Source organism: Vreelandella janggokensis, from assembly GCF_031451615.1.
Lineage (GTDB): Bacteria > Pseudomonadota > Gammaproteobacteria > Pseudomonadales > Halomonadaceae > Vreelandella > Vreelandella janggokensis.
The window spans coordinates 46,892-69,691 of record NZ_JARWAJ010000006.1; the positions used below are offsets into that span (position 1 = coordinate 46,892).

General features: G+C 51.2%; 25 protein-coding genes and 1 pseudogene. 18 read left to right on the forward strand and 8 right to left on the reverse strand.

From position 1 onward, the window contains the following. From QC816_RS15240 to rho, 6 genes and pseudogenes are all read left to right on the forward strand, one after another. Positions 1–1,224 carry a hypothetical protein gene (locus QC816_RS15240; RefSeq protein WP_309783167.1) on the forward strand — a complete coding sequence of 408 codons (1,224 nt, stop codon included), beginning with the start codon at positions 1–3 and terminating at the stop codon, positions 1,222–1,224. Positions 1,225–1,289: 65 nt separating this feature from the next. Next, on the forward strand, positions 1,290–2,246 hold the full coding sequence (locus QC816_RS15245) for a hypothetical protein (protein WP_309783169.1): 957 nt from the start codon (positions 1,290–1,292) through the stop codon (positions 2,244–2,246). A gap of 154 nt (positions 2,247–2,400) precedes the next feature. After that, a pseudogene (locus tag QC816_RS15250) lies at positions 2,401–2,811 on the forward strand (transposase); the annotation flags it as partial. A gap of 95 nt (positions 2,812–2,906) precedes the next feature. After that, the gene (locus QC816_RS15255; RefSeq protein ID WP_309783174.1) at positions 2,907–3,965 is read left to right on the forward strand and encodes a nucleoid-associated protein; all 1,059 of its coding nucleotides are present in this window, start codon (positions 2,907–2,909) and stop codon (positions 3,963–3,965) included. Next, entirely contained in the window at positions 3,962–5,437 is a 1,476-nt protein-coding gene (locus QC816_RS15260; RefSeq protein ID WP_309783177.1) for a hypothetical protein, read from the forward strand. Before QC816_RS15255 ends, QC816_RS15260 begins: the two co-directional genes overlap by 4 nt. Positions 5,438–5,966: 529 nt before the next feature. Next, the gene (gene rho, locus QC816_RS15265) at positions 5,967–6,923 is read left to right on the forward strand and encodes a transcription termination factor Rho (RefSeq protein ID WP_309783178.1); all 957 of its coding nucleotides are present in this window, start codon (positions 5,967–5,969) and stop codon (positions 6,921–6,923) included. Positions 6,924–6,976: 53 nt separating this feature from the next. On the opposite strand, the gene QC816_RS15270 is transcribed toward rho, so the two are convergent. Beyond that, positions 6,977–8,173: a DEAD/DEAH box helicase gene (locus QC816_RS15270; RefSeq protein WP_309783180.1), complete on the reverse strand. Its 1,197-nt coding sequence runs from the start codon at positions 8,171–8,173 to the stop codon at positions 6,977–6,979. A gap of 205 nt (positions 8,174–8,378) precedes the next feature. Next, complete coding sequence (gene soxR / locus QC816_RS15275; RefSeq protein WP_085919514.1) at positions 8,379–8,843, reverse strand: redox-sensitive transcriptional activator SoxR; 465 nt, start codon at positions 8,841–8,843, stop codon at positions 8,379–8,381. 103 nt (positions 8,844–8,946) lie between these two features. On the opposite strand from soxR, the gene QC816_RS15280 reads away from it, so the two are divergent. Then, positions 8,947–9,372 (forward strand): VOC family protein, encoded by a 426-nt coding sequence (locus QC816_RS15280; RefSeq protein WP_230447939.1) that lies wholly within the window; start codon positions 8,947–8,949, stop codon positions 9,370–9,372. 75 nt (positions 9,373–9,447) lie between these two features. After that, positions 9,448–9,843: a GFA family protein gene (locus tag QC816_RS15285; RefSeq protein WP_309783184.1), complete on the forward strand. Its 396-nt coding sequence runs from the start codon at positions 9,448–9,450 to the stop codon at positions 9,841–9,843. Between the two features lie 101 nt (positions 9,844–9,944). Here the strand turns inward: QC816_RS15285 and QC816_RS15290 are convergent, their stop codons facing one another. Both QC816_RS15290 and QC816_RS15295 read right to left on the reverse strand, forming a co-directional pair. Continuing rightward, the gene (locus tag QC816_RS15290; RefSeq protein WP_309783186.1) at positions 9,945–10,559 is read right to left on the reverse strand and encodes a tetratricopeptide repeat protein; all 615 of its coding nucleotides are present in this window, start codon (positions 10,557–10,559) and stop codon (positions 9,945–9,947) included. Between the two features lies 1 nt (position 10,560). Continuing rightward, entirely contained in the window at positions 10,561–11,388 is an 828-nt protein-coding gene (locus tag QC816_RS15295) for a PAAR domain-containing protein (protein WP_309783187.1), read from the reverse strand. 118 nt (positions 11,389–11,506) lie between these two features. On the opposite strand from QC816_RS15295, the gene QC816_RS15300 reads away from it, so the two are divergent. The 5 genes from QC816_RS15300 to QC816_RS15320 all read left to right on the forward strand — a co-directional run bounded on the left by QC816_RS15300 (position 11,507) and on the right by QC816_RS15320 (position 14,262). Further along, the gene (locus QC816_RS15300) at positions 11,507–11,950 is read left to right on the forward strand and encodes a tetratricopeptide repeat protein (protein ID WP_309783189.1); all 444 of its coding nucleotides are present in this window, start codon (positions 11,507–11,509) and stop codon (positions 11,948–11,950) included. Continuing rightward, complete coding sequence (locus tag QC816_RS15305; protein WP_309783191.1) at positions 11,940–12,410, forward strand: YehS family protein; 471 nt, start codon at positions 11,940–11,942, stop codon at positions 12,408–12,410. Before QC816_RS15300 ends, QC816_RS15305 begins: the two co-directional genes overlap by 11 nt. Before the next feature lie 230 nt (positions 12,411–12,640). Beyond that, positions 12,641–13,189, forward strand: coding sequence for a nucleotidyltransferase family protein (locus QC816_RS15310; protein ID WP_309783193.1), 549 nt, complete (start codon positions 12,641–12,643; stop codon positions 13,187–13,189). 95 nt (positions 13,190–13,284) lie between these two features. Continuing rightward, positions 13,285–13,731: a GNAT family N-acetyltransferase gene (locus tag QC816_RS15315; RefSeq protein ID WP_309783195.1), complete on the forward strand. Its 447-nt coding sequence runs from the start codon at positions 13,285–13,287 to the stop codon at positions 13,729–13,731. 60 nt (positions 13,732–13,791) lie between these two features. Beyond that, positions 13,792–14,262 (forward strand): RidA family protein, encoded by a 471-nt coding sequence (locus QC816_RS15320; protein WP_309783196.1) that lies wholly within the window; start codon positions 13,792–13,794, stop codon positions 14,260–14,262. Between the two features lie 187 nt (positions 14,263–14,449). Here QC816_RS15320 and QC816_RS15325 read toward each other — a convergent pair whose 3' ends face one another. Together QC816_RS15325 and QC816_RS15330 are read right to left on the reverse strand one after the other, a co-directional pair. Continuing rightward, a complete protein-coding gene (locus tag QC816_RS15325; RefSeq protein ID WP_309783198.1) occupies positions 14,450–15,445 on the reverse strand; it encodes a GlxA family transcriptional regulator in 996 nt (331 codons plus the stop codon). Continuing rightward, positions 15,438–16,004 (reverse strand): cysteine hydrolase family protein, encoded by a 567-nt coding sequence (locus tag QC816_RS15330; protein WP_309783200.1) that lies wholly within the window; start codon positions 16,002–16,004, stop codon positions 15,438–15,440. The genes QC816_RS15325 and QC816_RS15330 overlap by 8 nt, the downstream gene beginning before the upstream one ends. A gap of 256 nt (positions 16,005–16,260) precedes the next feature. Here QC816_RS15330 and QC816_RS15335 point away from each other — a divergent pair, with 256 nt between their 5' ends. The 4 genes from QC816_RS15335 to QC816_RS15350 all read left to right on the forward strand — a co-directional run bounded on the left by QC816_RS15335 (position 16,261) and on the right by QC816_RS15350 (position 20,308). Then, positions 16,261–17,190, forward strand: coding sequence for an alpha/beta hydrolase (locus tag QC816_RS15335; RefSeq protein WP_309783202.1), 930 nt, complete (start codon positions 16,261–16,263; stop codon positions 17,188–17,190). Positions 17,191–17,342: 152 nt separating this feature from the next. Then, complete coding sequence (locus tag QC816_RS15340) at positions 17,343–17,759, forward strand: DUF4019 domain-containing protein (RefSeq protein WP_264826188.1); 417 nt, start codon at positions 17,343–17,345, stop codon at positions 17,757–17,759. 315 nt (positions 17,760–18,074) lie between these two features. Next, positions 18,075–19,460 carry an NfeD family protein gene (locus QC816_RS15345; protein ID WP_309783204.1) on the forward strand — a complete coding sequence of 462 codons (1,386 nt, stop codon included), beginning with the start codon at positions 18,075–18,077 and terminating at the stop codon, positions 19,458–19,460. A 59-nt stretch (positions 19,461–19,519) separates the two neighbouring features. Then, positions 19,520–20,308: a slipin family protein gene (locus QC816_RS15350; protein WP_085919241.1), complete on the forward strand. Its 789-nt coding sequence runs from the start codon at positions 19,520–19,522 to the stop codon at positions 20,306–20,308. Between the two features lie 15 nt (positions 20,309–20,323). Here the strand turns inward: QC816_RS15350 and QC816_RS15355 are convergent, their stop codons facing one another. Continuing rightward, positions 20,324–21,148: a DUF1206 domain-containing protein gene (locus QC816_RS15355; protein WP_085919242.1), complete on the reverse strand. Its 825-nt coding sequence runs from the start codon at positions 21,146–21,148 to the stop codon at positions 20,324–20,326. Between the two features lie 171 nt (positions 21,149–21,319). Between QC816_RS15355 and QC816_RS15360 the strand changes: the two genes are divergently transcribed. Next, entirely contained in the window at positions 21,320–22,150 is an 831-nt protein-coding gene (locus QC816_RS15360; protein ID WP_268902197.1) for an AraC family transcriptional regulator, read from the forward strand. Here the strand turns inward: QC816_RS15360 and QC816_RS15365 are convergent. Further along, positions 22,139–22,741: a LysE family translocator gene (locus QC816_RS15365; protein ID WP_268902196.1), complete on the reverse strand. Its 603-nt coding sequence runs from the start codon at positions 22,739–22,741 to the stop codon at positions 22,139–22,141. The genes QC816_RS15360 and QC816_RS15365 overlap by 12 nt on opposite strands. Between the last annotated feature and the right edge of the window lie 59 nt (positions 22,742–22,800).

Sequence of the window (22,800 nt, forward strand, 5' to 3'; positions counted from 1 at the left end):
ATGAGCAGTCGAACAGAGGTCGCCGTAATTTCCCCGAACGCTAGCTTGGTGGCGGCATCAGGTGTCCCCGCGATGCTCAATCAAATAAGGCCGGCCTGGAAGGCGAAAAGCTTAATTGCGCGGGTGCAGCGTCTAATTGAGGTAGACCCTAGCAGCGCTTGTCAAAGATTATTGAACGCCGCCATTCATGATTTAAAAGAGAAGATCGTGATAGCAGGGATAGATATTGCTCGAGAGGCTGCAAAGCAATACAAGTTGCCACCGATTGAAAGTGCGGAAGATATCGAATCGTATTCAACATCCAAAGCTATTGATATTGCTTACCGAATGGGCATCTTAACTAGGCCTGAGTGGCGCCGCGTATCTCGGTGCTACGAAATTCGTCGAGATCTTGAACATGAGGATGACGAGTACGAGGCGGGCGTAGAAGACTGCGTGTACATATTCAAAACATGTATCGAAGTCATACTAGAACGAGATCCTATACACCTGCTTAAAGTGACAGATGTTAAAGAGATCGTAGAAGAAGCAGAGCCAGTCACGCCCTCCGATAGCTTAATTGGAGATTTTGCATGTGCGCCCCAGCCTAGACAGTTAGAGATCCTAAAATTTCTCATCTCTATCGCATTAGACAAATCCAAATCAGATATCGTGCAACAAAACTCGTTTACAGTCTTAAAGTCGCTAGAGCCGCATGTTCAAAATGCTGTCAAGCTCGAAATGGCGCAACACATGCAAACAAAAATAGGCCGGGCAAAGCTTGAGCGTAGGCATGTCAGGGTTGCTATTGCTAGCGGAACATTACCCTACTTGCGGCAGAGTCAAATCAAGGATTTTTACTCAGAAGTCCTTGCGCAGATGAAGCAGGTGGGGACAGATTGGGGTGCATACAATCAGCACGGAGAATTGCTTCGTTCGTTTCGAGAAGTCGGGGCCCTGCAATATTGCCCAGCAGATATTCGTAAAGAAATCGTCTTGTGGTTAGTTCTGACATACATTGGAACTCGTGGAGGACGGACGAGCTACGGAAACGTTCGAAATGTGTTTTATAGCAATACGGCTGCACCAATAATCAGGGAAATAGTAGAAGAATTTGCACCGACAATTCGTGAGGATGTACACGCATCTAAAGATAGAAAATTAGTAAAGGCGCAAATTTCAGACAAGCATATTGCAAGACGAATGGAATCGTTAATTGACCTCGTTGATTCCAATGAGCAGTAATTTAACAAAGCCAGTCAGTAGGACGCTCGCAAGCTCGCGCCTCTGCTGGCAGCGTTAGGCATATCATGCAGAAAATGACCCATAGGTTGACGACAGAGCTTCGGCGCTTGGCATTCGAGCATCACGACCACTGTGTTTCCTGCAACTATAAGTTCAAAGAGGCTGACACATCCCACCTAGGGTATAGCCAGAATGATAAGCCCCTATACGTATGTGACCACTGCTCAGCGCAGCTTAAAGAAACTGCAGTACGCCACTATTTTATGCCCAGACCCTATGAGGTTCCCGACCCCTCCAGCAAACTATGGAGGTATATGGATTTTACGAAGTATGCAGCCTTGCTCTCCTCGGGAGCTTTGTACTTCGCGCGTGCCGATTGCTTTGAAGATACCTTTGAGGGTGCAAAGGGGCTTAGGCGGAACAAAGCACGCTGGGACGAGCATTACTTACAATTCTTTCGTGAGGCAATAAAGAACCCACCAGAAGGCCATGAGTGCGAGCTTTCGAAAAGTGAGATAGAAGAGCAAGCCCAGAAGTTGCTTCGAGATTTGGAATCCGGGGGAGAACTTCAACGAAAGCGGACTTTTGTAAGTTGCTGGCATGAAAGTGAGCATGAGTCGGAAGCAATGTGGCGACTTTACTCAAGTTTTATCGATAACGCAGTAGCAATACGAACGTCATATCAAAGCCTGTATACAGCTCTAGGAAGAAATCCGTCGATAAATATCGGTCGCATCGAGTATATAGATATGAAAAGAAATTATGCTGGAGTCAACGATGCGTTCTGGAGGAAGCGGAAATCCTTTGAGCATGAAAGAGAGGTCAGGGCTATTTTTTCGGACTTTGAATGTCAAAAAACCGGGAAGCTTACTCCCTGCGATCTTAACGTTCTTATAGAAGAGGTATTTGTTTCCCCTCGTGCACCAAGCTGGTTCGTTGCTTTGGTGAATGACATAAATGACAAGTACTCTATAAAGGTAAAGGTTAGCCCATCGGAACTCGTTGAGGAGCCATTCTTTTGACCGCCAACTGCCTAACAATCGGCTGCACAGCGACCGATTTTCCGCCGCTTCGCGGCTCCAAAACGGCGCGTGAGCCGGGCGTTGAGGCTGTAGAAAAACCCCGCTGACCCCTAAGTTTTGGTAGGATTGAGGAAACAGACGAGGAGTGATCAGCATGCCGCGCTTCAAGGCTTATAACTACGATCAGAGCGCCATGGTAGTGATCAACTACCAGGATCAGCTCCAGCCAGGCACCTTTGAACACGCCGTACACTACCTGATCGAGCACAAGCTTGACTTGTCCGTTTTTCATCCCAAGTATCGCAACGACGCGACGGGTCGACTGGCCTATGATCCGGCCATCCTGCTCAAGATCATTCTGTTTGCTTACTCAAAAGGCATCACCTCCAACCGCGAGATGCAATGGTGTTGCGAGACCAACATCATTTTCAAAGCGCTTTCCTGCGATACCGTGCCCCACTTCACCAGCCTGGCAAGCTTCGTCAGCCGCCATGCTGATGAGATTAAAGCGCTGTTCGAGCAAGTGTTGTTGGTGTGCCACCAGCAAGGCTTGTTCGCTAGCCAATCTGGAAGTAACCTGCCTTCATGAAGGATAATGGCTACATCGTGTTTTGGCAGGCAGCGCCTCCAAAGGAATCGACCTAAAAACAAGGTGGGAAAATGCCAAAAGAGAGTTCTCTATCTAACAAAGTCAAAGAGTCAGTAGTAATTGAGAAGTTCATTTTCCACGTTGTTATCAAAGGCGAGGATGAGCCCCGTACAATGGCAAGGGTCGATCTGGAGCCGAATCAACGAGAGTTCTTCTGTCAGCGAATTGCGGATTCTGCTGAAGGGACGCAATTTAAATTCCGAGAGAAAGACATGGGGACAGCACTCCGTTGCAAGCGAATCATTGAGAATCCCGATGAATACTTTCTTGCTGAATCAATTAGCCTAGCGACAGATTTTCAAGAAGAACACAAAGGTAACGTGACGGACGGTGCCTTCATTGTTGCATTTTTTACAATCGAAGTAGCGGAGCAAAGGGTGCCAATGGTTGCTATGATCAAAATGGATCATAGCCGAGTTCTAGAGTACAAAATTAAGCAGGAAGCTGGTGGTTCTGTAGCCAAGATAAGCGAAATACTGAATTCTTTTGTAGAGAGTAAAACTGCTGTTCAAAAATGCGCTATCGTTGATGTCGGGGATACTTTCGACTGGGATGTTCTCGCTTTTGAGAAGCGAAAGAAGGTGGGTATCGCAGACTACTTCAGGGTCTTTCTTAAGGTCTTAGAGGCTGATAATGCGAGCAATCTGACAAGGAAGGCAGTGAGTTCAACTTTCACGTGGGCACGTACCAACACTCAAGATCTGGCCGAGTTGCCTCGTTACTATAAAGATAGAGCCATCGCCTACTTAGAAATGCATGATCATTTTGACACCGCAACTTTTATTAATACGGTTGTGAAAGATGATGATGAGGAAAGAAAAGCTCGGCTTATGGAAAGTCTACATGAAGAACTTTCAGTTACTGGTGTAGCTGGGCAGAGATTTTCTCCAAAGCCTGCTTCAATTCTTGATGCAGATAAGAGAAACAAGATTGTGACGGACAAAAATGTCCAGGTTATCTGGTCGGGAGATGAGGAAGCCGCTGGCATTAGAATCAGTGATCCCGATGAGAATGGGATGATCGACATTCACATTAGAACAAAGTCAAACCCGAGAAATAGAATTAAATGAAAGAAAAGAATCTGATTTTCGAGTTAAGAGACAAGATCTTTGATCTCTATGCGAAAGCCGCTTCATCTGAAGACGGCGTTGAAGATGTGCGCATTGATGGCGAGGAGGATGTTGAACTCCTACAGTTGGCGTCGGAAATAATTCTTCTCGCTAAAAATCTTGACGTACATACATCTATCAGACTTGAGATAGATGAAGAATATACGGAAATCGATGATTTAGAGCCTTACCTAGATGGAACGTATGGGTTTTCGAAATGGTGCTTAAATATTAGTAAGCTAGTTTTGTCGAAAGGTTTAAAAAATAAAGACGACGATACTTCCATGCTGTTTTTCTTTGACGAAAAGGTTTTTAAAGCTTGGCTTTCCGCTTTGGATCCATTGAAAAGCATTAATAATTTATTCGTTGAAAACCAATCCGTTTTAATATTCGTAGTTGGGCTAAAGGCTGGCTTTGGGGGACCCAGACTTGCTGTTTTACCTTTTGAAAGTTGTGAAGTTATCGACAGCTGGTGGCCATTTAAAAGTGAGTTACCCCAAGAGAATACTCTCAGAGAGCATGTGCATTTAGTTCCTTCTGAGCCAATTAGTCTTTCTCCTCAATCTTTTGAACTCACATGGGGTGACTTTGGCTGTGACTTGGCTAGTTTATTTCGTAGAATGTCCGGAATGTGTGCAGCAGCGGGCTTAGCTGATGTGATCTATGGTCAAGAAAAAATAGTTCTTAAAGGTGTTCGGCACCTAGAGATTCCACTGCTGGAGAAATCTGAGGAAGTACCCGATAAAGATTCACTAACTTTAATACAAAGTGCTTTGTCGTGGGTATATGAAGAAAGAGTAGATACAAGGAAAAGGCTTCTCTCAGATAGATTATGTTTGGAGTCAGATAATGAAGCCAGTTTTATCTCCTTATTGGTCCAGCATTTGGACGACTCGTTAAAACAATCAAAGGACCAATATCGATTTGTAATTCTAGATCGAAAAGACGAATATGCAAAGGAATTGCGAGATCTTTTAAAAGATTTAAGACAACAAGCTGATTTGTATGCAGAGAAAGTAAGGGGGTTAATAGCTGGATTGCTCAGGGATACACTTGCTGCTTTCGTGTTTGTTGCGCTCTCGTTAAGTTCTCGGCTTGGTTCTAATGCAGATGTTCTTATGTCGGGTGCCGGTGTTCTTTTTTTTAAGGCCTTAGCTATTTATTTTATCGTTTCCGCTTTCTTTCAGTCGACTTCTGCTTTAAGAGATATATGGCTTTCCGATAAAGAGCTTGAGAAGTGGTCTGAAATAACTAGAGAGTATTTTTCTAGAAAGGAAATACACGGAAGAATCAATGAAGACTTGAGAGGGCGTCGCGATACTTTTTATTTTTATATGGTTTTGATTGTGATTTCGTATTTAATAATGGCGGGGCTAAGCTGGAATATGTTATATCTCGCGAAATGCTTCACAGATATTGGTGGCGCTAATTAGAAGTATTCAGATGTAAGTTGCCAATTAGAGAACCAAGATAGATTCATTTTGAGACCTGAAACGTTCTGCAAAGAATCCTGAAAACGGAAAATAAACTCTGTCTCTGTTTTGGTTCCCGGGTAGAAAGTCGGCAAGGCGTTTTAGCCATATGAGAAAATTTAACAAGTCAAGATAGTGAGTCAGATTTTGCCTCGCAAAGCTCAAAATGGAAAATCTGCCCCAGCTTGGGGCGTTGAGACTGTAGAAAAATCCACTAACACCTAACTTTGGTAGTATCGAGGAAAAAGACGAGGAGTGGTCAGCATGCCGCGCTTCAAGGCTTATAACTACGATCAGAACGCCATGGCGGTGATCAACTACCAAGATTAGCTCTACCCAGGCACCTTTGAACACTCTGTAAATTACCTGTTTGAGTACATCTCGCCCCGCCAGTTCTTCATCCCAAGCACTGCAACGGTGCGACAGTTCTGCTGGCCTATAATGCAGTCATTCTATAAATCCAGGTTCCTCAAGGCGATCAACCAATATTATGACCAGAAAAACACTAGGCTTGAAAACAAAAAGGCAGGTAGACACCCAGCCCGCCGACGAAGTCGAAGATCAATTCCCTAATGATCCCGAAAAACGTTTTTTAAATGGCGTTGCTATTCATCCTTCCCCACGCATTGATTTAGAGTCTGGTTCTCAGCAGCGTACGGTGCGGGCGATGGATTTGATTACGCCCATCGGGATGGGTCAACGCGGGTTGATTGTTGCGCCGCCAGGCTCTGGCAAAACGACGATGTTAAAACATATCTGTCAGGCCGTGGCTGAGGCTCATCCTGATATAAAGCTGTATGCCTTGCTGATTGATGAGCGCCCTGAAGAAGTGACCGATTTTAAGCGCAGCGTGTCGGCTGAGGTACATGCATCGTCTTCAGACGAAACCTACACACACCATGTGCGTATGGCCGATAAGCTCCTTGAGACGGCGCGTAAACAAGCAGGCGAGGGGCATGATGTGATGATTGTGATCGATTCGCTTACACGACTCTCACGTGTGCATAATTCGGAGCAGCGGGGCAATGGTCGTACGATGTCGGGTGGGCTGGATAGCCGAGCGATGGAAATACCGCGAAAACTGTTTGGCGCTGCGCGAAAGATCGAAAACGGCGGATCGCTCACCATACTGGCTACCGTGCTAGTGGATACCGGAAGCCGTATGGATCAGGTGATTTTCGAGGAGTTCAAGGGCACGGGCAATATGGAGCTGGTGCTATCTCGGGAAGTGGCTAATCAACGGATTTTCCCGGCGATCGATATTGCCAAAAGCGGTACCCGGCGAGAAGAGCTTTTGATTGATGAAAGAGATATTGAGAAAGTACGCACACTGCGCAGAGCGCTAACGCATCTTAAGCCAATAGAAGGCGCGCAGAAGCTGCTTGCGCTGTTGGAAAAGTACCCCACGAATGCCGAGCTGTTGGATGCTTTCTCGCCCGCTGAGTAGAGGTGAAGCTCACCCTTGTATTCGTTCAAGAGGCGAGCTTCTTTTTTTGAGTCTTAACGACTGCTTTTTTTGATATGGTCCAGATTAGAAGCGGGCACGGCTTTTTTAACCGGAAAGCCCTCAACTTCTTTGCGCTCAATCGTGTTTTTCAAACGCCTTTCAATCGCACACAGATTTTTAAAGTCGCTGATATCGACAAGCGAGATGGCTTCACCGGAGGCACCCGCGCGGCCGGTGCGGCCAATGCGATGGATGTACTCTTCTGGCTGAAAGGGTAAATCGTAATTCACCACACGGCTCAGTTCACCAATATCCAACCCCCGAGCGGCCACCCCGGTGGCCACCAGGTACTTCAGTTCGCCCGCTTTGAACTGATCCAACACCTTCTCACGCATGGCCTGGCTTCTGCCGCCATGGATGGAATCCGCTTGAATACCGCGTTTTTCCAGTTGGGCCACCAGCTTGGCCGCACTGTGTTTTTTCTCGACAAAAATAAGCGCCTGATCCCACGCTTGTTCGTTGATCAAATGGCTCAATAGGGCGGACTTGGTGTCTTTGTCCACCGTGATGAGCCATTGGTTGATAGTGGCGGCGGCGCGGACGTTGGGCGTAATCGAGATGTTAGCCGCCATGTCGGTCATCTTGCTGTCTGAAAACGCATGGGCGATGGCGCGCACGTCGTTGGTCATGGTGGCCGTGAACAGCAGGTTCTGACGGTTTTCAGGCAGGCGCACGATGATTTTATGGATATCATCGACAAAGCCCATATCGACCATTCTGTCTGCTTCGTCCAACACCATCACTTGCAGCTCATCAAAGTGCAGTGCTCGCTGATGCGCTAAATCAAGCAGCCTGCCCGGTGTAGCAACCAGAATATCCACGCCTTCGATCAAGCGCTCTTTTTGAGGCGCGGTATCCACACCGCCATATGCGGCCATCGAGGTTAAAGGCGTGTGTTTGGCGTATTGCGCCACGCTGGCTTCGACCTGAACTGCTAACTCACGGGTCGGCACGAGAATCAGCGCTCGGATGCGTTTGCCGCGCAAGGTTTCCGCGTTACTGAAGCGTTCCAGCAGAGGCAGCACAAAAGCAGCGGTTTTGCCTGTGCCGGTTTGTGCGGTGGCGATCAAGTCGTTACCCGACAGAATGGCAGGAATGGCTTGTTCCTGGATGGGCGTTGGCGTTTTGTAACCGAGTTCGGTAATCGCTTGAACAAGCGGGCTGGATAATCCCAGTTTTGAAAAGGGCATAAGGCGCTCTGATAGAAAGTCGTGAGGGGTATCGAAAATAAAAAGTGGTGCAGTATAGCGCGAGAGCCGCCGTTCGTTTCTCGAATTATCCAATCTGCGTCATAGTGTTGTGACCTAACCCCCTGCTTGCGGCGTTAGAGGCCATCTTTGGCGTCACGATTCTGACATTAATCAGCACAAGGCCGAGTTATGCACGTTGATCGGTCTATTGATCCACCCGAGCCCGCTGCTCAGCCTGATCCAGAAGCACCGGGCCGCTACCCGATTCGGCCAGTATGTCGTCTGGGTTATAGAGCGGGCAACGGGTCATGCTCAGGCAGCCACAGCCGATGCAGCCCGCCAGGTTATCGCGCAGCTTCTGTAGGTAGGCAATCCGACCATCAAGCATCTGCTGCCAGTTTTTTGAGAGCTGCTGCCAGTCTTCAACCGTCGGTGTGCGGTTATTGGGTAAAGATTCAAAGGCCTGCTTTATCTCTTCCAGGCTGACACCGACTTTCTGCGCGGCTTTGATCACCGAAATCCGCCTTAGCACTTCTGGTTTATAGCGGCGCTGATTGCCCGCATTGCGCCAGCTATGAATTAGCCCCTGCTGCTCGTAAAAGTGCAGGGTACTGACGTTAATCCCGCAACGCTTGGCGACCTTGCCAACACTCCAGACAGTTTCTGCCATGACTACCACCTAAATTTTTTTGCCATTTTTCCGCAAAAATCGCTTTACCTCAAGTTAAGTTGAGGTTTTATCCTGCCATCTCACTTAACGCAAGGAGAGTCTCATGTACTTGGAACACGTTAATCTGGTGGTTGCTGATATGGATGCCATGCTGAAATTTTACCGCGCTGTCTTCCCGCACTGGCGGATACGCGATGAGGGTCATGGCGAGTGGTATGGCAAGCCACGCAAATGGATCCACTTTGGAGACGATGATCACTACCTGGCGCTAAGCGATCATGGGGAAGGGGAGAACCGTGATCTAAAAGGCCACAGCGTTGGGCTGGCCCATTTTGCCTATGTGACCGATAACCTCGACGCCGTTGTCACTCGATTAAACGAAGCCGGTTATGCCGTTGCCAAACCCGGCGCCCCAGAGCCGTTTCGTAAGAATGTCTATTTTGTCGATCCGGCGGGTTTTGAAGTAGAGTTTGTCGAATACCTGAGTGACATTCCATCCGAGCGGAATTTAAACCGCGATGCTCAGTAGGGACACTTTTGGCCGCTGCCTGTGCTGGACATGCACTGGTAGCGGCTTTCATGCCGCTACAAATGTGAGAGGGCAATGCTCAAACAAGTCGGCGGTGTAGAAATTCAGCCTACGCATAGGGCGATGTGCCACTGCGGCATGGTGGTGCTTGAGCTCGATCTGCCTGATGGCCTTGTCGACCCCAAAAGGTGTAATTGCTCGATGTGCAGGCGCAAAGGCGCGGTGATGGCCTATGTGCCAATGAGTGGTCTGCGCGTTGTCAGCGGCGCTGAGCAGTTAAGGCTTTATCAGTTCAATTCGGGAGTCGCAAAACACTACTTCTGTTCAAACTGTGGCATCTACACGCACCACCAAACGCGCTCGAATCCCGATATATACGGATTCAATGTCGGGTGTTTGGAAGGTGTTAACCCGCATGACTTACCTGATCTTCCCGTTAGTGACGGTATCAATCATGAAGCTGATTTGTAGGTTAATTCAGTCGGCAAAAAAGCAGGCGGGTCATTCAACCAATGGGTGTAGCGCTAATTAAGTGGGGCTTACGCTGCCCAAGAGTGTAGTAGAGCTGACACTCATTTATGCCGCATCAATACTTGGTCCACGTAGCTTCCATCCTGGAGGCTTTCAATCGTCATTTCGGCCATTTCAGCTTCCATCTCGCCCTTACTCCTTGCCTGCTCAAGATATGCCTCGACCAGTCTTGGTGCGTCTTGAGTATCAGCCAGTATGGCCGCGCCTACCCAATTGGCGGGAATTTTACCATCAGAATTATGTCGCTCGGCGTAACGTGCTTCGACAGATGAGTAGCACGTCTTGCCTCTATCATTACCTTTCACTTCTTCTATCAGAATGCAGCGAAAAAGTGGGAGTGAATCATTGCTCGGCGCAATGTCGTAAGCGCTTTCCACATCGCTTAGGGCGCGTTCGTAGTGTTGTTGGTATACGGCAATCTGAGCTCTATTAATCAACGCTGCATGGTTGTTGGGGTCTGCATTTAGTGATTGCTCGATCAGTTCCTTCGCTCTGTCCAGTCTTTCGCTATTTTCTTCCGCTATGCCGAAGGTAACTTCTTCGTTGGCTTGCCTTTGGAGATCGATAGACTCGTCATCAATGCTATTGCCCGAGCTTTCCTGGCAAGCTGACATTAAAAGGAAAATTGGCAGAATAAGGAGTAATTTTTTAATCATGTCATTTTGCCACTACTTGGATAGAAATCATCTTGCTAGTGCTTGGCGGCATTGGCGTCACTGAACCTGAGCTTGTCTGGTAAATGAAAGTGCCCTGGAAGTGAAGCGAAAGCGTTGTGTCAGGTTGTGGTTCAGGTAATCGGATGGTGGCGTGGCCTACCGGCGTATACTGGGGGTCGTCTGGCCAGGCATTGATACCACTATTCTCAAGAACTACTGCCTGAATAAGTTGGTTGCCATCCTTGAGTTCAGCACGCATATTAAGCACGGCGGAGCCTGACCCTGGCGATAGTGCAGAAGGAGCCCAGCCCAGCGAAGAAATATTGAGGGCATTTCCTCTAATAACGATATTGTTCCGAAATGAATAGCCGCCATTCATGCCCACGCCCTCCACGAGTAGATAGGCGGGTTGATTCATGGTGACTTCGGCTGTTTCGGCGACAAATTCGTATATAGATTCTTCGTTGTTTTCGGTAGGAGAAAGCTCAGATGAGGGGATGCCCTCCTGGTTTGGTGCATCATCAGCGGCTGCGCTTGCTTGATGGGTGGATGTCTGTATGCCTCCTGTGGTGGGTGAGCCAGTTATCGCAGAAGAAGCTGCCACGATATAGCCACCACATGAGGTCGCACTACCATGAATGGCAGTTGGAGAGCCCTCCACCGAATACCAACTGGCACCTGATGAAATGACTGCGCCACAAGAGCTCTTGTCTCCTATCCTGGCAACCGGTATGCCATCGACCATAGTGGCGGATGCGCCGGAGACAATGTTGTGTGGGCTTCCTTTACACTGACATATGACTCTGTCGCCTACCTTGGCAAGATCCATCGAACGTTCCTTATATATAGTGCATCATGGAAGATTAGCACTCATATGATCGGTCATGCTACTGATAGGGGGGGAGCTGAAACTCTATTAATCCGGGTAATAGAAAAGGTAATGCACAGTGATTAACACCAAAATTTACAAGGCGGTTTACGAACTGGCGGAAAAGCTGATGAAGGCTGCCGCCAAGGATGACAGAGAAACATTTGATGCGCTGTATGCCGAGTTGCAGGCAATCTGCATCGATAACGAGAACACCGATAAAGACCACCCGGAACAATGGGAAACCCTGGCGGATTTTACCGAAGAGCTGGAAGACGCGCTTGCGGGATACGAAAAAGCTCTGGAAAAAGCCAACGCCATTGATTCCAACGACCATCGCGCTTCCATTGGTTTTTCCATGGCGATGTTGCAAGCTGAGGCAGGTCAGACCGACGCGGCTATCGCCAATTTGCGACAGGCAGAAATCAGCGCCCAGGGCATTGAAGATGACGAACTGAAATCAGACATCGATGAGCTGCTTGAAAAACTAACTACCGGCCAGGAACCCCATTTTGACCAATAACGATATTTTTCGCCGTATCCGCTACACCTTTGATTTAAAAGACAACACCATCGTGGATATCTTCGCGCTGGCAGAAGTGCCCGTTACCCAGCCGCAGGTGACGGCCTGGCTGAAGAAGGATGACGACGATGCCTTTGTCACGATGAAGAACAAGGAGCTGGCGGCGTTCTTGAACGGGTTTATCAGCTTCAAGCGTGGCAAGCGTGAAGGCCCGCAACCCGAGCCGGAAGCGCAACTGAACAACAACATGGTGTTCCAGAAACTGCGCATTGCGCTGAACATGAAAGCGGATGATGTGCTGGACGTTTTTGAGTTGGTCGGGCTGCCGTTGAGCCACCATGAACTCAGCGCCTTTTTCCGTAAACCGAGCCACAAGAATTACCGTGAGTGCAAGGACCAGATGCTGCGCAATTTCTTGCTTGGCGTTCAGCGTCAGTTGCGGCCAAACCAAGACGTTTAAAACGTGACGTAAATTCAGACGCTTTCTGCGCTTGAATCGCGGTGTTTATGGCTTCATGTCGGGCGCTTGGAAGACGTGAAACCCTTTGACTTGGATGATTTGCCAGTTAGCGACGGTATCAATTTTGGAGCTGATCTGTAACAGGAGGGGTAGAGGGAACTACCACGCCCATATTTGGTTGGTTCTCGCTGTGTAGCAGCTCAAAATAGGCGCATTAGTAAGGTGCTGAGATGGAACATGATGCCCTGATCAAAGAATGGCTGACGAATGATTCTGCCCGTATGGAGGCCCTGAAAATAGCGGCTGGGCAGAGGCTGCCCGGGTGGTGTCTCGCTGCTGGATTCGTTAGAAACTTGGTTTGGGACAAGTTACATGGTTTTGAGACGAAGACGGCTCTTAACGACATCGATTTAATTTACTTCAATCCTGAAGATATAAGCGATTCCCGCGATCATCGGATTGAGCAAAACTTAAGAGAAGTCTCAACGTTTCCCTGGTCGGTAAAGAACCAGGCAAGAATGCACGAGACAAATATGGACTGTCTGTATACTTCCACTGCAGATGCCATGAGTTACTGGGTCGAGGTCGAAACTGCCGTAGGTGCTGCTTTGGATGATGGTGAAGACGTGATCCTTGTGGCTCCCTTTGGTATTAAGCCTCTGTTTGACTATACCATTACATTAAACCCCAAGCGGCCAAAACCAACGGATTTTAGCGCTCGCATATTTGGCAAGCGGTGGCTGCAAGCATGGCCTAGATTGGTTGTAAAGGGCTTGTAGATGATTGTTGCGTCTACAGAGTTAGCTGGCTCTGAATCGAGATAAAATATTACTATGTCGTTAAAGTTTATTGAAAGTTAATAAGGGGTTAAGCAATGGAAATTGCTAGAGTGAATAACGAAAATATCAACGATCTGTATGACTTGAATATCAAGCTTGCTGAATCCGAAAGTCAAAAGCACCTCTTTACTGCTGATAGACAAAGTTATGCTGACGCTTTTTTAGCATCTACACCTGCTTGTTTTGGATTGCTGGCTTATCAAGGCAATCAGCCAATTGGCTTCTATATATATAATTTTAAGTTTGCGAGTTACGTTGGATCCCGTGTTCTTTATATTGAGGATCTGTATTTGATCGATGGTTTTGATGGCGATGAAAATAAAAGTATATTACTACAGCATGCCGTAAAGGTGTCACGGTCTGAGAATTGTTGTAGAACGGAGATGCGTGTCCTTAAAGAGTTCAATATTGGCTATGATCTTATCAGTAGCTTTGGTTTCAGTGAGATCAAGAAATGGAGTGTTTATCGCCTAGATCTTTAATGAATCAATACCAGTGCACGTTGTCACAAAATTATTAACAGTCCATACGTGGAGCCTGTAATGAAATCAACCGTAGAAGAGCATATCTCCTCATTGGGTTTGGAATTACCCGTCGTTACCACACCAAGGGGCAATTTTCTTTCTTATGCCATTTCGGACAACATGCTCTATCTGTCAGGTAAGGGCGCTCCGCTGCGAGAAGAGGGCGTTGCTGTCCCAAAAGTTGGGCAGGACGTCACTGTCGAGCAGGCTCGGATGTACGCTCAAGAGGTTGGCCTGTATCTTCTTGCGCTCATTCAAGAGGCGCTGGGTGACTTTGATCGGGTTCGGCGTGTCGTGAAGGTGTTTGGTATGGTCAATGCTGATCCAAATTTCACCTCTCACACTGAGGTCATCAACGGTTGTTCCGACCTATTTGTTACCGTTCTTGGTGAGCGCGGTGAACATGCACGTTCTGCCATTGGGGTAGGCTCATTGCCGAAGGGGGTTGCGGTGGAAATTGAAGCCATCGTTGAGTTTTCAGACGCTTGACCACAGCATCGCCACGCTTAATCTTTCCCATGAGCTGCACTGATCTTTGGTTGCTACTTTTTAACCAACATCGAGATTCAGGAAAGGCAGGCCGTTCATGACGGATATTGCGTTCGGGGTATCTTTTCCTATCAAATCAACACCATGTGTTGATGCGATGGTGCAATAACGCTAAATAAATCATGAATCAAGATATCTGGGAGCGCCGCCATACGCTAGGCGGCGCTTTTTCCTGGCGAGCCCAGATGCGCCGTAGTTGCCGCTCATCACCGAATCCGGACGCTTCCGCGATGCGCGCAAGCGTCCATGTCGTTTCGGTCATTAACGCTTTCGCTCGCTGCAGGCGTAACCCCGTGATGTAGTCGCCCACCAGCATGCCGGTGAGACGTTTGAATTGACGCCGGAAATGGCGTTCGCTCATGGCGGCTTGAGCCGCCAGCGTTTCGATAGGCCATCTCTGAGAGGGTGCGGCGCAGATGGCATCTTGAACGCGATGCAGCCGTTCATCCACATGATTACGCCCCTCGAGCCAGGCGCCCAACTGAGGCTCCTGGCCGCTGCGGCGAAGATACAGCACCATCTCTCGTGCAACCGCTAAGGCCAGTGAATGGCCGCAAACACGGGTTAGCCAGTAGAGCATGGTATCGATCCCTGTTGAGATCCCAGCGCTGGTTAAATAGCGCCCGTCCTCGGTAAAGATACAATCACGTTGTACCTCTGCTTGTGGGGCTTTGGCTTGTAGCTGCTCGATTAGCGTGTGGTGGGTGGTACAGCGCCGCCCCTCCAAGAGGCCAGCATCCGCCAGTAATAGCGTGCCGGAGCAAACAGTCATCAGCGTATCCGCATGGTGGGCATTCGCCTTGAGCCAAGTGACGCACTCCTGTTGCGCTAATGGCTCAAGACTATTGCGATACTGCCCTGGAATCAGCAGTAAATCTTGAGGGGAGAGCTGTTCAGGTAATGGGTCAATGCCGCTAAGGGTGAGCGGCCCTAACCACTGTATGGCCGCAGTGGGGCCGATATAGTGAACCTGAACGTCTATCGAGAGCCGATCTGCGCACTGCAAAACCTGTAGCGGGCCAATCAGGTCAAGTGGCACCTGGCCGGGCATCATCAGTACCGCCACCCGTAAAGTGGTGGCTCTAGGGGATGGCGGTTGGCTATGTTGTTGCTCTTCACTCACGCGTATTTTGCCATTCGTTGATCATGTCGTGTGTACTGATAATACGTGCAAAGCGGCCTTCAAGAACCAGCTCGGTGCGTGCCTTGATATCATCGGCCAACCAAGTGATGTCGTGGCGCGTCATGGGGAAGGTTAGGGTAGCATCGCTTATAAAGTCGACGCTAAAGCCTAAATCTGACGCCACCCGGGCGGTGGTTTCGCAGCACTGCTCGGTACGAATGCCGCTAATGGCAAGCCGTTCAATGCCGTGCTCCCGTAACCAGTCCCCAAGTGAGGTATCGGTGAAGGCATTATGGGCACGTTTATGATAGGTGACTGCTACGTCATCGTTAAAATCATCAAGCGGACGAATAAGGCCATAATCCGGGTCAAAAGGCCCTTGGCTGCCGGGTTCTTCATGCAGAATTCGCACAACGGGAATCTTGTGTGCCTGAGCTGCATTCAGCACGGCCCTTTGCCTAGGGCGCCAGTCCTGGGCGAGGTCTTCATCCCAGTAATCCCGTGCGGGGAAAGAGGCCTGTACATCAATTAATAGCAATGCAGTTTTAGAGTGGGTCATGGCTAATCTCATCGTGTTGAAGTGAGGTGATAGATTAGCTGCTACGTATCCTGCCAACGATGCGTTGTCCGGTCACAAAGGGGGCAGATTCGGCCATTTATAGGGAGTGTCATCTCGCTAACACCACCATCATGGGGCGTTGTCGTGACATGTTCTCATTGCGGATTCTGCTACGCTCAAAACACGCTGGATGACTGCATGAAAGTGGCAGCGAGCTTGGATGTGATGGCGGTGGGAGGAATAAGTGAGACAACGCATGATGATTGCCGTTATGGGGGCGTTGCTGGCGATGCCGACAGGTACAAACGCGAACAGCCTTGATTTTGAAGCGCTGGCCTCTGCGCAAGCATCACGCCCGCTGCCCGCGCTGCAAACGTATGAAGCGCGGGACGGAACATCGCTCGCGTATCGCCATTATCCAAGTGATGCCCGTACTGCGCTGATCCTCGTGCATGGCTCTGGAACCGACAGCAGGTACCTGGCGACGCTCGCCCATGAATTAGCCGCGTCAGGTGCTGCCAGTGTTTACACGCCGGATGTGCGCGGGCATGGTCCTTCGCCGGCGCGCCGTGGCGATATCGACTACATTGAGCAGCTTGAAGATGACCTGGCGGACCTCATTGCCCATATCAAAGAGACCAACACCGATGTCTCAAGGGTGGTCGTTGGCGGTCATTCATCCGGGGGCGGGCTCGCGGTACGCTTTGCCGGTGGGCAGCATGGTCACCTTGCCTCGGCGTATCTGCTGCTGGCGCCTTACCTTGGGCACGATGCGCCCACTGTGCGGGATAATTCCGGTGGTTGGGCCGAGCCAAGTGTCGCCAGGATTGTGGCGATCTCGATGCTCAACGCGATTGGCATCACGCATTTCAACGGGACGGATGTATTGCGGTTCAACTTGCCACCTGAATACCGCGATGGCTCAGAGACGCTCGCCTATTCATACCGGTTGATGAGCGGTTTTAGTCCGGCTGATTTTCGTCAGGCGCTGGGCTCAGTGCAGGTGCCCGTTCTGGTGGTCACCGGTGCTGAGGACGAGGCGTTGTATGCGGCTCAATTCGAACCCGTGCTGCGTCCGCTTGTGCCGCATGCGGACATCACCACGGTGGAAGGCGCATCGCACCTGGGACTAGTGGTCAGTGAAGAGGGTATCGCGACCGTTCGCCAGTGGCTTCAGGGATTATAGTGGGCAACAACAAGTGCGGGCGCCGCCCATAGATATTGGCGGATCTTTCAAACCCCCTAAAGAAACCTCGCCAGTTTCCGATATCTCTTTATATCGGACGAACGTTATCGAACGACGTTGTTCGACCGTCCTCAATGTATCGAGAATCAGCCATGCCCAAAAAACTCAGTTGCATCATCACGGCCGTACTGCTGTCTTTCAGTACGCATGCCATGGCCCATACTGCCAATGAGGCGGAGGCCGCTGCGCTTGCCTGGTTGAACGCGATTGATAACGGTGACTACGAGCAAGCCTGGGAGACCTCATCGCCTATACTAAAAGCGCCGCTGTCACAGGGAATGCTGGCCCGCACCATTGAGCTTGTGCGCCGGGACTTTGGCGAAGTGGCCTCGCGCAAGCGCGTTCGTACCAGCCACCAGACGTCCATGCCGGGTGCGCCGAGCGGCGACTATATCGTCTTCACCTTCCAAACCGGCTTCGAGAACAGCGGACGTCGGCTCGAAACCGTTACCCCCCACCTTGAAAACGGCACCTGGCGGGTGAGCAGCTATTACGTGGAAACGCCATGATTTGCCCGCTACCAGCGCTGCATGCCTGGCGCATCAGCTTGCCCAGGTTTATTTCCCGATAGGGATAAAAATGCCAGGTTGGCACTAAATCGAGTCAATTTTTCCCGGTAAGGAAGTAAACGCTCCGCACCATCACCAATCCCGCCACAACTGCTATGTTGAAAGTACACCAACGCGGCAATATTACTTGTTCAGTAAATATACAGGGTGTAGCTTCTGTATATGTTGATTCCTATAGCGGATGTGCTGACATAACGGCTACTTAACCAGGTAGCCAGGTAATGTTTCAGGACGCGAGGCGCGGGGAGAGTTGATATGCGAAGCCTTTCTCACAAATCCCCTTGGCTGTGGTTATCGCTGGCAGGCGTGCTGATGCTAGCGCTGTCGTTCGCCTGGCAGGCCACGGCGCAGACCTCATCGCCTAACGCCCTGGTCATGAACATTGAAGGGCCCATTGGCCCCGCCACCAAAGATTATCTTGAGCGCGGTCTGCGCAAGGCCCGCGAGCAGAACAGTGAGGTGATTGTCGTTGAGCTGGATACGCCAGGCGGCCTGGTCGACACGACGCGCGACATGATCCGGGAAATGCTGAATACCGACATTCCTGTGGCGATGTATGTCTCCCCCAGTGGCGCTCGGGCGGCCAGTGCGGGCACTTACCTGCTGTATGGCAGCCACGTTGCTGCCATGGCGCCCGCGACCCATCTGGGGTCTGCCACGCCGGTGCAGATGGGCGGTTCCGGCTTTCCCGGCAGCGCTGATGAAGCGGATGACAACGCCGAAGGCCAATCGGAAGGCGAGAGTGAAAGCGAGTCTGGAAGAGAGAGCAGCGCCATGGAGCGCAAGGTCATGGAAGACGCGGTGAGCTTTATCCGCAGCCTGGCCGAGCGTCACGACCGGAACGCCGATTGGGCCGAAGCGGCGGTGCGCGAGGCGGTCAACCTCACTGCCAATGAGGCACTGGAGCAGAACGTCATCGACGTGATTGCGCGGGACCTGAATGATCTGCTTTCGCAAATAGACGGCATGTCGGTGGTCATGGAGCGGGGTGACCGGACGCTGGAGACAGCCGACCTTGCCGTTGAACGCTTTGATCCGGATTGGCGCACAGAGCTGCTTTCGCTGATTACGAACCCCAATATTGCTTACTTCCTGCTGATCATCGGCTTTTACGGGCTGATCTTCGAGCTTTCGAGCCCCGGCAGCCTGTTCCCTGGCACCATCGGGGTTATTTCGCTGCTGTTGGCGCTCTTTGCCTTTCAGATGCTGCCGATCAATTACGCGGGCCTGGCGCTGATCATCGTCGGTCTGGCGCTGATGGTGGGCGAAGCGTTAATGCCCAGTTTCGGCGTGCTGGGGGTCGGCGGTATTGTGGCCTTTGTGCTGGGGTCGGTCATGCTGATGGATGCCGAGTACCTGGCCATTTCGTTGCCGCTGATTGGCGGCGTGGCGCTGGTATCCGGCGGGCTGATGCTGTGGACCTTGACGCGTTTTGCAACGCTGCGCCGACGCCCGGCCCATACAGGCGTGGAGCAGTTGATTGGCGCAAGCGCCATTGCCCTGGAAGATTTTGAGACTCGCGGCCATGTGCAACTGCACGGCGAGCGCTGGAACGCGGTGAGTAACGTGCCAATCAAGCAGGGAGACGAGGTGAAAGTGGAGCGCCTTGACGGCTTGACGGTTTACGTATCACCCCCGTAACGCCTGGCTGACCCTGCGTTACACATCTATCACTGATCAATCGCTAGACGAGGTGTCCCATGTTGCTATCGTATTTAGTGCCTGTCGTGCTGGTGGTGCTGCTGATCGCCGCCTCCATTCGCATTTTGCCGGAATATAAACGGGGTGTGGTGTTCTTCCTGGGCCGTTTCCAGACAGTGAAGGGTCCGGGTCTGGTGATCGTGATCCCCGCCATTCAAAAGATGCAGGTGGTCGATCTGCGCGTTATCACCATGGACGTGCCCGAGCAGGACGTCATCTCTCAGGACAACGTGACGGTGAAGGTCAACGCCGTGCTTTACTTCCGCGTGATCGACCCGGAAAAGGCGATTATTCAGGTCGAGAACTTCTCTCAGGCCACCAGCCAGCTTGCTCAGACCACGCTGCGTTCGGTGCTGGGTAAGCATGACCTTGATGAAATGCTTTCCGAACGCGATAAGCTCAACGACGACATCCAGGAAATCATCGACGCTCAGACCGATGCCTGGGGTATCAAGGTGGCAAACGTTGAGATCAAGCACGTGGATCTTGATGAGAGCATGATCCGCGCCATTGCCCGTCAGGCCGAGGCAGAACGCGAGCGGCGCGCCAAGGTGATTCATGCCGAGGGCGAGCTGCAGGCCTCGAGGAAGCTGGTCGAGGCCGCCAACGTGATGCAGGAAAACTCCGCCGCGTTGCAGCTACGCTACCTGCAGACCATGAGCGACATGAGCAACAAGAACGCCTCGACGATCGTCTTCCCGCTACCCATGGACATCATGGAGGCCTTCAAGGACATGAAAGCCAAGCATATGCCGCCTGCATCGGGTACGCCAAAAGACGACGCTTAAACGTCCCAGCTGGTGCTATAGAGAAGGGTCGACGCGGCGGTAAACGGCGGCAAGTACGCTATAGCACCCAAACGCCAGCAGGCCAGTGGCGACAAACCCAAAAAGCCATTGCCCGAAGGCCTGGCGCCGCAAGGTGTTAAACGCTTCCGCCGTGCCGCCTGCGGCGTTGGGGTCGAACTGGTAAGCGGCGATCATGAATAAACTACCCACGATCACAAAGACGAGCCCGCGGACCACCAGGCCGAAACGGCATATCGGGTAGGCCCAGGCTTGGGTGCGCGAAGGCATGGCGAAGTGTTTGTCAAATTTTGCCTTGTAGCCTTTGACGGCGTGGGCGATACCCGCACCGATGATGGCGATGCCGACAGCAGCCACCAACCAGCGGCCAAAGGGTTGCTGAATCAGCCAACTGACCATGCCTTCCGAGCCACCGCTTGAGCCACTGGAGGAACCGGACGAGAGAAAACGGAAGACAAGGCTGGCGGCAAAAAATGCCAGCAAGGTGTGGGTAATCGCACTGACAAACAAGCCTGCGCGAATCACCAGCCCTTTGGCACTGGTGCCGTGACGGTCGGGGTCCTTGAAAACTTGTATACAGCGCCACATGGCGTATCCAAGCAGCCCTACGGCGATAATGCCCAGCATCACCTTACCAAACGGCGCACCCAGCACGGCTTCCAGCGCGCCGCGGCTGCCTTCCGCCTGGCCGCCCTGATCTATGGCGGTGAGCGCCGCCAATCCCCCCACCAACACGTAAACCACGCCGCGTGCGGCATAGCCCATGCGGGCAAAGGCGCTGATGGCGTCGCGGTGGTCTGGCGTGGGCGTAGAGCTTGCCATGGTGTCCTCCTGACCGATAAGGCTGTTGCCAATTATCCATAAGCAACTTGAATGAGCGGCATCTATACTGTGTCTGCACTGTGTGATTGTCCAGCGTAGGCGCATCAGACCTTGGTGACCAGTTGAGCGGGGAGGCCTACCTATTTGCTTTTTTCATTGTTTGAGTAGCGCATGAATCCATCGTCTTCTCCAGTTTTCTGGCGCGATCAGCGTATGCCCCATGTGGAACTGCGTAAAATCAGCGATGCGCGGCAAGTTTGCTATGCGCCTCACAGTCACGTGCACTGGTCGCTGGGCGCCGTTACGGAAGGCAGAAGTACCTTTAGTTACCGCGATACGACGTATCAGATTAACGCGGGTGACCTGGTGATGATGAACCCGCATTGGGTACATGCCTGTAATCCCATCGAGGATCAGCCCTGGGCGTACCTGATGCTCTACGTCGATACTGCGTGGTTGAGTAACTTGCGCTATCAGTTGGGGCTGCTTGAAGTGCCTAATTGGCAAGATATTGCCACCGCTGTGCTTACCCAGCCTGCGCTTTTTGCAGCGTATTGCGATATGGCGTCCTGCCTGCTGGATGAGCGGCAAGCGATTGACGATAAGCAAGCAGTACTAACTGAATACCTGTCTAGACTTATGCAGGTGCTTGCCCAAGCGCCTCCAGCGGCATTGCCGGAAGCGCCCAGCACGCTAGAGCAGGTTGCCGCCTATTTACGAAGTCATTGCACCGCCGACATTTCGCTTGAAAGCTTATGCCAGCAGTCTGGCTACAGTGCGGGTCATCTAATCCGCGCGTTCAAACAGCAGTACGGGCTAACGCCCCATGCCTACTTGATTAATCAACGCATCCAGATCGGGCAAGAGGCACTAAAGCAAGGGCAACCGATTGTCGAGGCGGCGCTGAACGCTGGCTTTAATGACCAACCCCACTTTCAGCGGACCTTTAAGCGGCTGGTGGCAGCAACACCCAACCAGTACCGCTCTACGCTAATCGATTAATAAGTAGATAGCGCTGGCGGCTAAACATCCTGCCAACAAGCGGTTAACCGTTAACAGAATGATGGGGCGGTGAACATAGCGTTTGAGGAAAGCGCCTGCGTATACCCAACTGGCAAGCGATAGCCAACAAATGGGTAGATAGAGCCCCGCGAATAGCCAAAGCTGGTAGGGGTCGTCACCGCTGGTATAGGCACCAATGCCAGCGGCAGACGCCAGCCATGCCTTGGGATTAAGCCACTGCATCATCGCGCCGGACATGAATCCTGGCGCTTTCTCGGCGCCTTGCTCATGCAAGCGTCCATCGTGCTGGAAAAGTTGATAGCTGAGGTAAAGCAAAAACAGGATGCCCGCCCAGCGTAAAATATCCTCCAGCAGCGGCACCACTTGCAGCAGCGAGTAAAGCCCTGCACCAATCCCTAAAAACAGGGCGATGAAACCTAGTGTGGCACCCGTTACAAAGACAAGGCCCTGGCGAATGGGGTGGTTCGTGCCGCTACTCAAGCAAACGATATTGACCGGCCCTGGCGAAATGGACGCGGCAAGGGCAAATGCGGACATGGGTAGCAGCAAGGGCAGTAGTGAAGCGTTCATTATCGTCCTCCTTGGTAGTACAAGGAGTTTGCAGTGGAGTGTGGCGAATATATTGAACA